The sequence below is a fragment of the Radiobacillus deserti genome, from assembly GCF_007301515.1.
Lineage (GTDB): Bacteria > Bacillota > Bacilli > Bacillales > Amphibacillaceae > Radiobacillus > Radiobacillus deserti.
Map to the genome: position 1 here is coordinate 763,810 of NZ_CP041666.1, position 14,974 is coordinate 778,783.

Genomic DNA, 14,974 nt, shown 5'->3' on the forward strand with positions numbered 1-14,974 from the left:
ACAATGGCAAATCAATTTAGATGGGGAACTAGCAAAGTTACTGAAAAAGATTATTTTTCAACTTCATTTTTAGTATCAAGACCAGCTCCAAAAATTACAGAAGACCATGCATTAACTATTAGTGCTGTAAAAAGCTCCATAGAGCTGATTACAAGCTCAATTGCACAGTTACCTATATCTTTATTCAGAAGATGATGATAAATCAATTCACAAGCTTAATGACCTTAGAACGACAATTTTGAATAATGATGCAAATGATTATGATACTGCACAAGTTATTAAAAAGAAAATTGTTCAAGATTATTTATTACGTGGGAAAGCTTTTCTTCTGAATAAAAATGATAAATTATATCATCTTCCAGCTAAGAATGTTCGTGAAGAACTTTATACAGAAGACTCAATCACAGTAGCCAAAAAAGAATTTATTTATGAAGGTCTATCTACAATTACGCTTGATGAACACGAAGTAATTGTTATTGATAGTGGTTCAAATGGTTTGTTGGTGGATGCAGGGGAATTATTTCAAACTGCAATTAATCAGCAATCTTATAACAAATCAGTTATGGAAAATGGTGCCCTACCAACTGGAATTCTTCAAGCTACTTCTCGATTAACAGAGAATGCTATTACAAGATTAAGAGAGTCTTGGCAATCTTTATATGGTGGAAGTAAAGCTGCTGGAAAGACCGTTATTTTGGAAGAAGGTCTTGAATTTAACCCATTATCATTGAAACCAGACGAGCTTCAAATGGTTGATAGTCAAAAGCAAATTATCTCGGAGATCGCTAGAGTATTTAATATTCCAGAGAGTATGATAAACCGTTCTGCAAATAAATACAATTCGTTGCAGATGAACAACATTCAGTATATGCAACATTGTCTTGGGCCGATTATCACTTCAATTGAAAGCGCTATTAGTAAAAATCTCTTAACTCATGATGAAAAAATCATGGGTTTTTATTTTAGGTTCGATACTTCTGAAATCCTTAGAACTACTGAAAAAGAGAAAGTTGAAACAGTTTCTAAAGGATTGAAAGATGGTCTTTATTCATTCAATGAAGCTAGACACAAATTAGATATGAAACCAGTTGATAAAGATTATTTTGTTATGTCGCTTGGCTCAGTATTAAAAGACTCTGAAACTGGCGAACTAACAATTCCAAATATGGGAGTTGTAGAAGAGCAATCTGGAGGTGAAAACCCTAATGAATAAGGTAGAGCTACAACAACAAGCAAATAAGATTTTGGCTTATATGGAAGAGCTTTCTGAATACCGAAACTATGAAACTAACAAAGAAGCTCAAAAAATTTATGACCAACAAAAAGACAAGCTATCAGAAATTATGGGACAGCTTGAAAACTTACAACAAGAGGAGAGAAATATAACTATGAAAAAAATGGAAACTCGTTCTAATGAATTTGAACAAGAATTACGTTCTTTAAATACTACATCTAATGCTACTGCATTAGTACCTGAAAACGTACAAGGTGAAATTATCAAACGTATGGAAGAAGTATCTCCAGCATTTGCACAAGCTCGTAAACTTCCTTCTGTAAATGGAACTTTGAAAGTTGCTCGTGAAAATGATGCTGTTACTGGTGGATTTTTCGGTGAGGGTGAAAGTATTCTTGAAGAGTCAATCAACTTCCAACACGTACAACTTCAACAAAAACGTCTTGGTGCTGCTATCAGTCTATTAAATCAACTGATTAATGATGTTGCAGTGGATATTGTTGCTTATGTTAATGATTTGCTTGGTCGTCGTGTTGCTAAGACTGCTGAAAAGGCAATTTTCAATGGTGATGGAGTAAACGAATTTACAGGTATTCTTGGAGATGAAAATGTCCAAGGTATTGACGTTTCGCTTGCTAGTCGAATTGGTGTCGATCAACTTATGGACCTTTATACCTCAATTCACCCTGATTTTGTTGATGGTGCTGCATTCTATATGAACCGTTCATTCTTCAATCAAATCGTTAAATTAAAAGATGGTAATGGTCACTTCTACATGCAAAACGGAGTAGTTAACGGAAAAGTGCAATATACTTTCGGTTCTCCAGTTCATGTTACAGAAGCTCTTCAAGCTGGTACTACTGCCGGTGAAGTTCCAGTTGTATTTGCTAACTTATCAGAAGCTTATGCAATTCTAGTAAAACAAGAAATGGCTATCAAACAAATCGCAGATGGTCCTAATGCTCTTCGCGGAAGTCAATTGCTAGTTCTCGATGGCTACATGGATGGGGCTGTAACTAACTCACAAGCTATCTCTAAATTAAATGTAATTGCATAATCATTTATGCTTAATACTTCACAAGTAGGGAGTCAGTTTATTCTGGCTTCCTTTTATTTTGTGTATGAAAGGAAGTCTTTTTATGGCAAAACAAACTGGTGCTAAAGTTCTTGTAAAGATATTAAAAGAAGGTACTGAACAAGTATTAGCTGGTCAACGTAATGCTTCACTTTCTCGTTCTGCTGAAAACTATTGATAGTACATCAAAAGATACTGCTGGAGCTTGGAAAGAAAGTTTAGCAGGATTTAAAGAATGGTCTATTGATTGTGATGGAGCATACATTGAAAGTGATACTGCTTATGCAACTCTAGAACAAGAATTTATTAATAATAACAATGTTGATGTATTAGTAACTTTTCCTTCTGGATTACAGTATGTTGGTAACGCTACTATTACTGATTTCAGCTTGGAATTTCCTTATGATGATTTAGTCACTTATTCAATTAGTTTACAAGGTTCTGGTGCATTAGACACTATTAAACCAACTATTTAATAAGTATTAGAGCCAGGAGAATTAATTCCTGGTTCTTTCTATTAATCATACATAAGTGTTCCACAATAATATAAAGGAGTTGAATAGAAATGAAGGCAGAATTAAAAGCATTGGAAAACTTAAAACATGCTGTTAAAGAAGAAGACTATAAGTTCTTGGTTGCTAAAGTAGTTGTTCATCATTACAAAGATAAAGTTAATAATAGAATTGATTTATATCATAAGGTTAATAGAGTGTTAAAAGAACATCAATTAGGTTCGGTTAGTTATGGATTTATTAGAAACCATGATAAGTAATTCGATACGCCTACCATTTTAGAAAAAAACACGAACAAGCCTGTAATAACGAGGGGAGTTTCATTCGCACCAATTTGAGTTTTTTATAAAAAGTATTTTAATGTAAAAATATGTAAAAGGAGTGACATCATGAAAGCACCAGAATATTTTAATGAAACTGCTACAAAGTATTTTGATTTTGTTGTGGAAGAGCTTATTAAGATAGACAGGCTCAATACTACCGATAAACCAATAATTGAAGGCTTAGCGTTTAATCTATCAACTATGGAAGAATGCCAAAAAATATTATTAAAAGAAGGATTTGTCTTGGAAGGACTTCATGGGAAAAAGGAACATCCAGCAGTTGCTATTAGTATGAAGGCACAATCAAAGGTTCTCGAAAGTTTTAAAATACTAGGGTTAGATGCTTCAATGAGATTGAAAATTGATAAGAACGAAGACCAGCAATCCGATTTTATTGCTGCATTAATTGGGTGATAACATGACTAAAAAAGAAATGTTCAAAAAGATCATTGATGAAAAAACTGTAATTGACCCTTTAATATGGTTGCTGAAAATCGAAGATAAGGTTGATGTTAGTCATAAGGAATATGTAATAGCAATGGCTGAAAGACATAAGTACAATCATAAAATATTAAAGAGATTAGAAGAATACTTCAAACTGTGGAAAATAGAATAACTTGGTCATATCTAATAATATGGGATATGGCCAATTTTATTTTTTTGCCTATTTTTAAAGGCTCTACGTTGCATTGAGTAATATATACATACACCTAACACAATTAAATTTCCTCTGAGAGCCCTCTATAAACACACAAATATTTCCAAATAAGCTATGTACGAACATTTGTTTCCTATATATAATTTTTATTTGTTAGATGAATTACTTCGTCTTACGAAATAAATTATAAGGAGTGGAAGAAATGAAACGTCACTATGATGTAGCTCAAGAAGAATTAAGTTTTTATGGAAATGAAGGCACAAGTCTTCAAAACATTTTAGCCGTTTTAATTGGACCAAAAGCAAATGCTTCAATTACAGGTCAATTAGCAAGTTTAGGAATTAATAGTTTGGCAGATTTAAGTGTAGAAGAATTAAAGAAGTATCAAGGAATTGGAGAGGTTCCCGCTAAAAGAATTGTTTCGGCATTTGGTCTAGCTAATCAAATAAGAAAGTTCAAGAAAGATGAGGAATACATTGTTCGTTCACCAGAAGACGCTGCTAAATACTTTAATGATTTAGAAGGATTACAACAAGAGCATTTTGAAGCGATCTTTCTAAATACGAAGAATGTGGTTATTGGTAGAAAAAATGTTTTCAAAGGTTCATTGAATGCTAGTATCGTTCACCCTAGAGAAACATTTAAAGAAGCTATTAGACTAAGTGCTGCTTCAATTATCGTGGCACATAATCATCCAAGTGGGAACGCAACACCAAGTAGAGAAGATATTGAGGTTACAAAAAGATTAAAAGAAGTAGGCCAAGTAACTGGAATTGAATTACTTGACCATGTGATTATTGGTACTAGTGGTAAGTTCATTTCATTAAAAGAAAAAGGATATGTTTGAGACGATTGCTGCAACTATCGCTTCAACTTTGAATTTTCCGTTTTAAATATACCATAATTGTTTAAGCTTTGACATTATTATGTCAGAGCTTTTTCTAATTGTTTACATAGTCTTTTTCATTATTTGTTAAGTAAATTATTAAATCGTTCTCTGTCAATCCTATAGCTTTTATTAAAGCATCAAGATTTTTCTTTTTCCCATCGTTATTAGAATGTGTATTTATATAAAAGCCAGTATCTAATAATTGATGACTTGCACGAAAATCACTCGGATTTTTTGATATATAGTTTCTTCCTATTAAATCAGGGCTGTTAATTGTTTCTAAAAAGAGCTCAGGATCTAATTGATATATTTCCGAAATTACATTTACATATAAATCTGTCATATCTTTGACATCATGTTTTTCATCCATAAAAGTAAAATGAGACGGCTTAATACTCTTCCAATCATCGTCAAAATCTAGTATCATATTATAATTTTCTTCGGTAGCTTCAACTGTTGGGTATGACCAAATTTCCTTTGCAAAGTCAAAAAGTTTGTTTGCTCTTTTAAGTATTTCTTCCTCATTCCAAGTATCTAATTTGATCAAGTCTGTATTTAATCTACAAGGGCTGTCTTTGTAGCCTTTTTCCATATCTCGTTTGTCTGTAAAAAACTTATTACCCATTTCTCCGTTATATCTAGTAAGTGTTAAGTTACCAATTGTATGCAAATAACTACTGTGTACTTGCTCCCAGTTGTCGCCTAAAGCGTTAACCCATTTGGCAGATAGATTGTTTGTTTGGGGCATGATATGTTCTATACTAAATTCATTAATATTAAGAATAACTTTACTATTTGTGTTAATTAATTTATCCAATAGGAATTTACAAATTTTTAAGCTGTATATATCCCTATTTATAAAGCTTTCTTTAAATTCTTCTTCATTAGGAAATCTTTGAACGCCGCGTTTATTAGTCAATATTTTTTCAACGCTTTTAACATGATCTATCTCGCTAATATCCTTAATTAAACTTATTGTAATTTTACTAAGGGAGTTAGGAGGTAGCCCAGCAATAACTCTTCTTACTATACAGCTTTCTAATAAGTTCAAAATATAAATAAAGTCTTCTTCCAATAACCAACCCTTATCGTATTCAGAATATAAATCTAGCACAAAAGGATAAATAACTTTGACATCTAACCTTTCAAAATCAATCAAATATGAATTAATTTTAGGGTTAGTTTCACTTTTTTGAACAATTTTCTCGTACAATGTTGAATAGTAATACATATCTTTTACTAGATTTTCAATATTGTCTTGAGCTCTATCGAAATTCGTGTAAAAGTATTTTTTAAACTCTTCATAAACCTTTGCTTTATTAGGGATCTTTTTTGATTTAATAATGAGATAGTCTCTAATAAAATCAGACAGTGAATCTCTAAGAGATATTTCCATAGGATACCAATATGTGTTGTAAACCTCTTTTTGAAAATTATCATCTAAATCCATTAATAAGAAGTTTCTGATTAAATCAGCTTGCTCCAGTTTTACACCAGTAGAGTTCAAGCTTTCAAAGATAAGCTGTGGGTCATCTTTTGTTCTAACTAAAGATACCGAAACTATTAACAGCTTACCAATACCCTCAAATAATGTATCAATATCAATTTCTTTATTTTTAATTTCATTGTAGAAAAACTCAAAGTTATTATAAATGTTCTGATTGTTATTACGCAGGGGCTGATTTTTCACTAAACGATTATAAAAATCTCTATCATGTTTAGTTAGTGAGAGTTTTGAAATAAAATCTTCTGGCTTGTTCGTTTCATCTTCATCAATTACTAAGTATTTTTTAAGTAGCTTCGTAGGGGTAGTTTTAAACTTCTTAGGTTGTTCTTGTAGGTTTTTAACCATCGCCATTAGGAGCAATGAAATTGTAGTTAATCTTTGTTGTCCGTCAATAATAGTTAATTTGTTTACTTGAGTTGCTTGGTAATGTTCATCAGTTATGTAAACTATCGATCCTAAAAAATGAGTTTTGCTTTGTGGTTGGCTAGCTTTAAGAATATCTTGCATAATCTGTTTGCAATTAATTCTGGTCCACTTATAAGTCCTTTGATAGACTGGAATTACAAATTGATGATTTCCCAATTCTAGAAATTTCAATACATTACTTTCTCTCGCCTCCATACGGTTCCCCCTTTAACAAAAAATAACAATTTATATTAGGTCAATTATAACACTTTAAATGACTAGTAAAAAGTTACTAGATTTATATTTCTAAAGTGCTCAGATATTTGGAATAAAATAACAATTTTATATATTAAATTATTAATCACATATTTTTATGAAACCTTAATATGGTAAAATAGTTTAAAATAGTAGTCTACTAGGAAGGTGAAAAGATGGAAACAGCTTCATTAATTTTAAGTATCGTTGCTTCGATTGGGACCATAACATCATTAATTATAAATTTTAATTTAAAAAGGGAAATTGATTCACTAAAGCAACAAATCTCTGGAGATAGTAATATTCAATCTCAGGGCAGTCATGTAATCAATAACACCGGGGATAGTAGTACATTTAAACGGTAGGAAGTTTTAATATGGTCGGTAATAAAAAGAATATAGACAGTCAAGGTGATAATACAATAAATAATACAGGTGAAGGGGCAAGATTCGAAATAAATCATTATGCTGGTCAAAAAAAGATCTTAAACAGAACTTATCTTTTTGACTTTTGTCTAAAATTCTCTGAAGTAGATGATGTTCCAGACGGCTACGACGCAGATTTCACATCTGATTTTGAGGGCAAGATGGATTATAATGAAATCGATGTCTATAAGGAAATTTTCTTCGAATGTGACCATTATCTTGATGACGTAGAGTCTATTTTAGAAGAAATTCCTAGAAGGCAGAGAATTTTATCAAACATAAATACAAAATATAAAAAATTAAAGAGATTTGGAAAATGGGATAATAAAGATGAGTTATGTGAAGGTGTTTATAACTATTTAATTGAAACAATTCAAAATGATGATAATTCGAAAGACATATATCTTGAGGATGCTGAATTGGCAATCCATGCCTTAATGTATTATGCATTCACTAAGTGTAAATTGTTAGATCCAATTCCAAAAGTGGTTGTAAGGTGATCTATAATGTTAATAGACAAAGATTCAAAACCAGAAGATACAATTTTATATTTATCTGCTCAATTGCTCCTTAAAGTGAAAAGCCTAGGTAGGATAAAACTAGCTTTAATTGAAAGCTTATATGAGGAAATTGATGATAAACAGCCTTATTTTAAATATAACCTTGCTTTAAATTTTTTGTATTTAATTGATAAAGTAAAGATAGAAGGGGGGGACTTAGTTTATGTATCTGGAGAGAATGATAATAGCTGAAGGTATTGGCGATAAAACAGAAATAAGAAATGTAAAGTTTAAAAAAGGATTAAATGTTGTTGCTGATGTAACCGAGGGCAATGAAGATGATAACCAAGGCAACAATGTTGGAAAAACTACATTCTTAAAATTAATCGACATATGTTTAGGAGCAAGGGATAAAAAATATATTTGGACGGACAATGATACAGGTAGTCAAACTACCTCATTAAAGAATTATATTAATGAAAAAAAGGTTTTTGCTGAATTAGAAATTCTGATTAGAAATATTAGCTATAAACTAAAAGTTGAGTTATTTGATAGAGGGAAAAGATATATAAATGGAAAACATTATACTTACGATAATTACGTTGATGAATTAAATGCAATCATATTTAATATAGAGAAACCCCCAACTTTTAGGCAATTAATAGGGAAGTTTGTCAGGATCAAACAGAAGGAAGATACATTTACTTTTTTAAAATACTTACATCAGAATACTACTAATGCAGAGTATAAAAATATTTATGATTTCTTATTTAAACTTTCCTCTCATGAAGATAGTGAAAGGAAATTAAATCTTTATAATGAAATTGAACAAATACAAAAGGATATAAACCAAATTATAAAGATACATAAATTTTCCAATATTGATGATTTAAAAGAAAGAATAAGAATAGTTCAAAATACTGTTCATGAACTCGAACAGAAAGTAAAAACAATGATTGATGTAAATGAGTATGAAAGAAGTCTCGAAAACATTTCAAACATAAAAAATCAGATTAACACTATTAGTGACTCTATTGAGTCATTGTTGTTTAAGAGGAGCAAAATAGAAAAAATTTTATCGAAAGAAGAATCAAAAGATAATGGTTTTGATGAAGATGTACTATTAGAATTTTATAATGATGTAGAAAGGTCTCTGGGGAATATTCCTAAAGATTTTAATGATCTTGTTGATTTTAATAATAGTATTAGACAGAATAAGCTAAGTTATTATCGCACTCGCTTGCAAAGGGTTAATGATGATTTAAAAGAAATGTTTAAATTGCGAGAAAATATAGTCAATCAAAACAAAAATGTTATAAGTTTAATCAATCAAGAAAATTTTAACGAATTTGAAACAATTCATAGAGAATTGATAGAACAAAGTGAACAGTTAGGTTTACTATCAAAGGTGCAAGAACTCTATAATGATCTGATTGATCAATTAAAAGAAAAAGAAAAAGATTTCCAAGAGATAAATGAAAAATCTAATTCCCTTGATAATATATCTAAATTCAATGAATATTTAACAAGATATAGTTTTGAAATATTTGGCCAGCGTCTTTACTTAACACGTGAAAACACTTTTCCACTAAAACTATCTAATGTAGATGATGGATTGGGCACAGGATATAGGAAGACAATTACTTTGCTTCTAGATATTGCATATGTTTCCTTTCTTAATGAAATGGACCTAGATTATCCTAAGGTTTTTGTTCATGATGTTTTAGAAACTGTAGATGAACATAACCTAAATAAGATTGTTGATTTTATTAACGAAAATGGAAGTCAGTTTATTTTTGCAATTTTAAATGAAAAAATTGAAAATTATTCTTTCATAGATGAAGATGATAAAGTATTAAGGTTATCAAAGGATAATAAGCTTTTTAAAATTTAATGTTTCATAATTTATTCATTCATTGGTTTACAAATCAAATCACCTCGATAGAAGAATATCGAGGTGATTATTATGTTCCCAAACAAAGATCAACTGGAACAACATTTATCAGACAAGATGACAAATCAAGATATTGCTAATATATATGGAACAACCTTTCAAAGAATAATTGGACTAATTAAATCATATGGTCTCGACCCCAAAGAACTAAGGAAGGTACAAAATTATAATGTTTATGAACATTGGTTAAACAATGAAGTAGTCTATGTTGGAAGTGGTGTCTGGTATCGGTGCAGAAGATATACTAATAGAAGGAACTCGGAACACCGGACAATTGATGGCAGACGGAAAAAATAATTATAAGATTGTAGCTGAATTGGAAATAGAAGAACAAGCAAGGGAATATGAAGTTGAATTAATACAGAAATATAAGAAGTTAGGACAAGCGAAATTCAATAAACATCATTATTAATGCTTGACGATTTTGGGAACCAAAGGCATAATTGTCATTAATCGTGTTAACCAAAAATATTAAAATAACAGCAATCGTTGTTGTTATTGGTTTCAATTAGGTTATGATGAATTTCGGGACTCAAAATCGTGTTCCTCACGGAGTGTCGGTTCGACCCCGACCACCGGTATCGAGTAATGCGGGAAAAACTAATAGTGACAAGGGCTTAGGAGAAAATCCTAAGTCCTTTTTCTTTTGCACCGAATACGATTTATATAGCAAAAATCGTGTGCGACGAATCGTGTGCGGTGAGGAGGAAAAAGAATGAGTAAAAGAGTAAATGAGAAGAAAAGGTAGGAGAAAAGCAAGAGTGAAAGAAGAGGTGAGTTGAGCCAGGAGGAATTACGCCTCATTTCTGATGACAAGGCAGAAATAAATTATTCTCTGGATGATTTAATAGAGGTGTTTATTGAGGACTGTGAGTTCAGAAATCTGAGGGAATATACTATCAAGTATTATCGAAGTGAATTAAAGCAATTTAAGAAATTGCTTCTGGAACAAGGTCTGAGCAATGAACCAAAGGATATAACTGGTGATGTTATTAAGCATAATGTGGTTATGTATATGAGAAATAAGGGGATTAAGACGGTAAGTGTTAATTCACGCTTACGAGCTATACGTGCATTCTTTAATCTATTAGAATCTCAGAATTATCTCAAACTAAATCCAATGAAGGACATAAAATTGTTAAAGGATCGTAAGCGAATTGTTGAGACCTTTGATAAGAAACAAATTAAGGCTTTGTTTAAAGCATGTGATTTAAGGACATTTGTTGGTCTTCGGGATTATACAATAATGATGTTTCTATTAGAAACAGGAGTACGAGCAAATGAACTTATCGGAATCAAGGTAACAGATATTGTATGGTCACAAAAAGTAGTACGCATCACAAATACAAAAGGTGGCTATGAACGATTTGTACCTATTCAAAACAAAATGATTGATCAACTAAATAAATACGTGACCATCAGAGGACAAATTGATACGAACTATTTATTTATAACACAGGATGATACTCCATTGAGCAAAAAACAAATGCAGGATCGAATACGTGAATATGGGGGAATTGCAAAATTAAAAAATGTCCGTTGCTCCCCGCATACGTTTAGACATACTTTTGCAAAAATGAGCGTTATGAACGGTGCTAATGCCTTTCAGTTACAAGCAATTTTAGGGCATTCAACATTAGAGGTAACAAAAATGTATGTAAATTAATTTAGTAATGAAGTCCAAGAAGGACATGCGAAGTTTAGTCCGTTAAAAGATTTATAAAATCATTTAAGTTAGAGGTTGGATATGTTATATCCAACCTCCTGTTATATGTCTATCTTATCTTGGAAATGATTATAATATTTTGCTTAAACTAATTATAATGGATACACTATTTCGATAAATTACTTGATTGGGTTGAATATAATTTATGGCAAGCATACAAAAAAGGGGAAACACATACCAGTACACAGTTAGTCGGATGGAAAATGGAAAATCTAAACCGATTAGGAAAGGCGGATTTCGTACTAAAAAAGAGGCAAGACTTGCGGCTGCAGAAGTGGAATTAAAGTTGGGAAAAGGTACATTACCTTATTTAAAACCTGCCCCTTTTGATTAATATTTTGATAAATGGGTAAAATTATATAAGTCACACCTCAGTCCAGCAACGCAAAAACACTATCAATATACTTTAAAAGCAATTAAAGCATATTTTGGAAGTAAACCATTGCAAGAAATAAGTAGACATGACTATCAAATGTTTTTAAATCAATTTGGTTCTAATAAATCAAAAGAAACGGTAGCAAAAGTAAATACGCATATCTGTGCTTGTATTAATGATGCACTTGAAGATCAAATTATACATAAAGACTTTACAAGGAAATCTGTTCTAACTTGGAAAGTCCCAGCTAAAAAATCATTTAATAAGATACTAAACTATAAGGAAAGTGAAAAGTTATTAACTGAGCTGTGGAATAGAGTTGATGAAAATTTAGGATATTCATTATTATTACTTGGATTAACTTCTGGATTGCGATTTGGAGAATTAGTAGGCTTAACATGGAATGATTTTGACTTTAACAATAATACACTTACTATAAATAAAACATGGGGATATATGAAACGAAGCACTGAGGGTTTTCTCCGACTAAGAATGAATATTCAATCAGGACAATTAAAATGGATGAAGTTACAATGAGTCATTTTAATAATATATTAAGTGAAAAGGATACTGAACATCAATTAGTGTTTTATTCTCCCCATTCTAAATATAAAGTAATAGGAAATAGTATTGTTAATAATCTATTAAGAGAAACTTTAAAAGAACTTAGAATAACAAAGCCAATTACTGTACATGGATTAAGGCATACTCATGCCAGTGTATTGCTTTATAAAAAAGTGTCTATACAATATGTTAGCGAGCGATTAGGTCATAGTAATATAGAAACAACGCTAAATAAGTATGCTCATTTAATAGCGGAATTGTACGAAGAAGATGAATTAAAAACAGTGAATATATTCAATGATATTAATAGTATAGTTAAGTAATAATTGTGGGAATAGATATAGACAATTGATATGGTTGCGTAAACCAACATGTTGAATATGTTACTTGAATAGGTTTGTGTTTTGTAACCCAATATTAACAATAGAAACTTAGAGTCCCATCAAAATGAGAAAAACGTGAAATTTATACGGGAACCTACTTTATAGTAGGTTCCTATTTTCATGCATTTAGCATTAATTAAATGTTACAATATTTGTATTTTTTTATGTTACCATAGTTTTAGGAATATATTATCAGGAAATGTAGAAAAAGGGGGAAACTCATGTATATATCAAGATTAAACATTAAAAATTTTAGATGCTTTGATGATATAGACATTGAATTTAATGAAGGAATGAATGTGTTAATCGGTTCCAATAATGCGGGTAAAACAACAGTTATCAGAGCATTAGAATTAATCTTTAACCGATCCAAGTCTAAGACATTAGCTATAGATGATTTTAACAAGAACGTGGATTCATCTATACCTCCTGAGATTACTGTTACTGCCACACTACAATCTTCTCAAAATGACACCAAAGACGATAAAGCTATTGTTGCCAGTTGGCTTACAAAATTAGATGCACCATGGGAAGCAACTCTAACGTATAGATTTTTTCTTCCCGAACAGGAACAAAGAACATATCAAGAAGAATATGCCAAATTAACAAATCAAAAGGAACAGTGGTCTTTATTAGAATCAACTCTGAAACGCTATGTATCAAGGATTTACGGTGGAAATATTAGTAATAGACTAAGAGCTGAGGGAGAATATCTGGAAAAGATACACTGTGAGACCTTGGATGCTTTGCGTGATGTTGAAAGTAAAATGTTTACAGGAAGAAACACATTACTCAAACAGTTGCTTCTACATTTTAAAGATACCAGTCTTGGAGAAAACCAAAATGAATCATCAAATGATGGTCAGTCACAAGAAGACACATTTACATACCATTCTGAAAAATTAATTGGGAATTTAATATCAAAAATAAACCAAGAGGAAGTATTAGATTTTGCTGAGAAAACAGGTGCTTCAGTAGGTGGAACTCCTGCTTTAGACGGTTCATTAAAAGAAAGCGATGTGTTGTCAGCTTTACGTCTAATTATTAAGGATCAGACAGGTATTGAAATACCAATAATAAATAATGGAATGGGTTACAATAATTTAATCTTTATATCTTTAATTTTATCGAAGTTTAAAATGATTACCTCAATAGATTATGGTGAAAATGCAAAAACTTTTCCAATTCTATTAATTGAGGAACCAGAGGCTCATTTGCATCCTGCCTTACAATATAACTTTTTAAAGTTTCTTAGTGAAGAAATTAAAAGTCAAACTTTTAGCAAGCAAATATTTATTACTACCCACTCAACTCAAATTACTTCTGCTGTTGGTTTAGATCCAATTATATGTTTAGAAAAGAGTGGTAGCGGAAAGGTTTCTGCAAAATACCCAAGTAGAGTTTTCTCTGATAGTAAGGAAGACCAGAAGTCTAAAAAATATGTTGAACGATTTCTTGATGCAACAAAATCTGCCATGTTATTTTCAAATTCAGTTCTTTTAGTTGAAGGAATGGCAGAACTTGTATTGTTACCTTTGTTAGCTGAAAAAAATGGTTACGACTTAGACAAGCACCATGTTTCGCTTGTAAGGGTAGATGCACTTACATTTAAGCATTTTGTTAAGTTATATGGTGCAGGAATAAAACCAGATAGAGTGGACTATTCTTTGCAAAGGAGAGTGGGCTGTATTATTGACTCTGATCCAAGAAAAATTGAAAGAAAAAGGGAGGAAGCAGAACAACAAAAGAGGAGCTGGAAAAAGTGTTGGCCGTTTGAAATAAATAGTGAATCTGATAACTTTGAATACGATAGTAAGTCTGGTGCTTTAAAGAACTTGGTGACGCAACAGGAGGACTGTGCAAATGTAAACATTTATTATCAAGAAGAGAACGGCAAAACATTTGAGTATGATTTAGCGTGGGAAAATTATCAATCTGATTTGTTATTTGATGAATCCGTAGAAATCATTGAAATTCCAGAATTGATACAAAGCGGTTGGGAGAACGAGAAGAAAGAGCGAGCGAAAAGAGCTTCAAGTTTCCTAATATATGCAGATAATCAAAAAGGAGAAGTTGCTTTTAAAATAGCATCAAAGTTAGAAGATGAAGATACTCAATTAAATCTACCTACCCACATAAAGAACGCTCTAATTTGGGTATGCCATAAAAATAGTGAAGGGGTTTGAAC

Annotated in this window: 16 protein-coding genes and 1 pseudogene; 16 read left to right on the top strand and 1 reads right to left on the bottom strand. The window is 31.3% G+C overall.

What is annotated here, in order from left to right; genetic code table 11:
- The first annotated feature begins 3 nt into the window (after positions 1–3).
- The 8 genes from FN924_RS04150 to radC all read left to right on the top strand — a co-directional run bounded on the left by FN924_RS04150 (position 4) and on the right by radC (position 4,649).
- Positions 4–195: a hypothetical protein gene (locus FN924_RS04150; protein WP_143892187.1), complete on the top strand. Its 192-nt coding sequence runs from the start codon at positions 4–6 to the stop codon at positions 193–195.
- Complete coding sequence (locus FN924_RS04155; protein WP_143892188.1) at positions 161–1,213, top strand: phage portal protein; 1,053 nt, start codon at positions 161–163, stop codon at positions 1,211–1,213. The genes FN924_RS04150 and FN924_RS04155 overlap by 35 nt, the downstream gene beginning before the upstream one ends.
- On the top strand, positions 1,206–2,291 hold the full coding sequence (locus FN924_RS04160) for a phage major capsid protein (RefSeq protein ID WP_143892189.1): 1,086 nt from the start codon (positions 1,206–1,208) through the stop codon (positions 2,289–2,291). The genes FN924_RS04155 and FN924_RS04160 overlap by 8 nt, the downstream gene beginning before the upstream one ends.
- 161 nt (positions 2,292–2,452) lie before the next feature.
- A complete protein-coding gene (locus FN924_RS04165; protein WP_143892190.1) occupies positions 2,453–2,785 on the top strand; it encodes a phage major tail protein, TP901-1 family in 333 nt (110 codons plus the stop codon).
- 89 nt (positions 2,786–2,874) lie between these two features.
- A complete protein-coding gene (locus tag FN924_RS04170) occupies positions 2,875–3,081 on the top strand; it encodes a hypothetical protein (protein ID WP_143892191.1) in 207 nt (68 codons plus the stop codon).
- 129 nt (positions 3,082–3,210) lie between these two features.
- On the top strand, positions 3,211–3,558 hold the full coding sequence (locus tag FN924_RS04175) for a phage terminase small subunit P27 family (protein ID WP_143892192.1): 348 nt from the start codon (positions 3,211–3,213) through the stop codon (positions 3,556–3,558).
- Positions 3,559–3,562: 4 nt separating this feature from the next.
- A complete protein-coding gene (locus tag FN924_RS04180; protein WP_158633927.1) occupies positions 3,563–3,760 on the top strand; it encodes a hypothetical protein in 198 nt (65 codons plus the stop codon).
- Positions 3,761–4,004: 244 nt separating this feature from the next.
- The gene (radC, locus tag FN924_RS04185) at positions 4,005–4,649 is read left to right on the top strand and encodes a RadC family protein (protein WP_143892194.1); all 645 of its coding nucleotides are present in this window, start codon (positions 4,005–4,007) and stop codon (positions 4,647–4,649) included.
- 94 nt (positions 4,650–4,743) lie between these two features.
- On the opposite strand, the gene FN924_RS04190 is transcribed toward radC, so the two are convergent.
- The gene (locus FN924_RS04190; protein ID WP_143892195.1) at positions 4,744–6,819 is read right to left on the bottom strand and encodes a DUF262 domain-containing protein; all 2,076 of its coding nucleotides are present in this window, start codon (positions 6,817–6,819) and stop codon (positions 4,744–4,746) included.
- A 215-nt stretch (positions 6,820–7,034) separates the two neighbouring features.
- Here FN924_RS04190 and FN924_RS04195 point away from each other — a divergent pair, with 215 nt between their 5' ends.
- The 8 genes and pseudogenes from FN924_RS04195 to FN924_RS04240 all read left to right on the top strand — a co-directional run bounded on the left by FN924_RS04195 (position 7,035) and on the right by FN924_RS04240 (position 14,972).
- Positions 7,035–7,223: a hypothetical protein gene (locus FN924_RS04195; RefSeq protein WP_143892196.1), complete on the top strand. Its 189-nt coding sequence runs from the start codon at positions 7,035–7,037 to the stop codon at positions 7,221–7,223.
- A gap of 11 nt (positions 7,224–7,234) precedes the next feature.
- Positions 7,235–7,783, top strand: coding sequence for a hypothetical protein (locus tag FN924_RS04200; RefSeq protein ID WP_143892197.1), 549 nt, complete (start codon positions 7,235–7,237; stop codon positions 7,781–7,783).
- A 6-nt stretch (positions 7,784–7,789) separates the two neighbouring features.
- Positions 7,790–8,035 (top strand): ABC-three component system middle component 6, encoded by a 246-nt coding sequence (locus FN924_RS04205; protein WP_143892198.1) that lies wholly within the window; start codon positions 7,790–7,792, stop codon positions 8,033–8,035.
- Entirely contained in the window at positions 8,007–9,677 is a 1,671-nt protein-coding gene (locus FN924_RS04210; RefSeq protein ID WP_228409558.1) for a hypothetical protein, read from the top strand. The genes FN924_RS04205 and FN924_RS04210 overlap by 29 nt, the downstream gene beginning before the upstream one ends.
- Before the next feature lie 265 nt (positions 9,678–9,942).
- Positions 9,943–10,149, top strand: coding sequence for a hypothetical protein (locus tag FN924_RS19200; RefSeq protein ID WP_228409559.1), 207 nt, complete (start codon positions 9,943–9,945; stop codon positions 10,147–10,149).
- Between the two features lie 366 nt (positions 10,150–10,515).
- Complete coding sequence (locus FN924_RS04220) at positions 10,516–11,403, top strand: tyrosine-type recombinase/integrase (protein ID WP_143892200.1); 888 nt, start codon at positions 10,516–10,518, stop codon at positions 11,401–11,403.
- Positions 11,404–11,608: 205 nt separating this feature from the next.
- Positions 11,609–12,726, top strand: a pseudogene (locus FN924_RS19930) (site-specific integrase).
- Positions 12,727–13,007: 281 nt separating this feature from the next.
- Complete coding sequence (locus tag FN924_RS04240; RefSeq protein ID WP_143892204.1) at positions 13,008–14,972, top strand: ATP-dependent nuclease; 1,965 nt, start codon at positions 13,008–13,010, stop codon at positions 14,970–14,972.
- Positions 14,973–14,974 lie beyond the last annotated feature (2 nt).

Coding starts and splice junctions, on each gene's coding strand:
- FN924_RS04190 (WP_143892195.1), bottom strand. CDS start 6,819: ATGGAGGCGAGAGAAAGTAATGTATTGAAATTTCTAGAATTGGGAAAT.
- FN924_RS04180 (WP_158633927.1), top strand. CDS start 3,563: ATGACTAAAAAAGAAATGTTCAAAAAGATCATTGATGAAAAAACTGTA.
- FN924_RS04195 (WP_143892196.1), top strand. CDS start 7,035: ATGGAAACAGCTTCATTAATTTTAAGTATCGTTGCTTCGATTGGGACC.
- FN924_RS04160 (WP_143892189.1), top strand. CDS start 1,206: ATGAATAAGGTAGAGCTACAACAACAAGCAAATAAGATTTTGGCTTAT.
- FN924_RS04165 (WP_143892190.1), top strand. CDS start 2,453: ATGCTTCACTTTCTCGTTCTGCTGAAAACTATTGATAGTACATCAAAA.
- FN924_RS19200 (WP_228409559.1), top strand. CDS start 9,943: ATGTTGGAAGTGGTGTCTGGTATCGGTGCAGAAGATATACTAATAGAA.
- FN924_RS04205 (WP_143892198.1), top strand. CDS start 7,790: ATGTTAATAGACAAAGATTCAAAACCAGAAGATACAATTTTATATTTA.
- radC (WP_143892194.1), top strand. CDS start 4,005: ATGAAACGTCACTATGATGTAGCTCAAGAAGAATTAAGTTTTTATGGA.
- FN924_RS04150 (WP_143892187.1), top strand. CDS start 4: ATGGCAAATCAATTTAGATGGGGAACTAGCAAAGTTACTGAAAAAGAT.
- FN924_RS04240 (WP_143892204.1), top strand. CDS start 13,008: ATGTATATATCAAGATTAAACATTAAAAATTTTAGATGCTTTGATGAT.
- FN924_RS04170 (WP_143892191.1), top strand. CDS start 2,875: ATGAAGGCAGAATTAAAAGCATTGGAAAACTTAAAACATGCTGTTAAA.
- FN924_RS04200 (WP_143892197.1), top strand. CDS start 7,235: ATGGTCGGTAATAAAAAGAATATAGACAGTCAAGGTGATAATACAATA.
- FN924_RS04210 (WP_228409558.1), top strand. CDS start 8,007: ATGTATCTGGAGAGAATGATAATAGCTGAAGGTATTGGCGATAAAACA.
- FN924_RS04175 (WP_143892192.1), top strand. CDS start 3,211: ATGAAAGCACCAGAATATTTTAATGAAACTGCTACAAAGTATTTTGAT.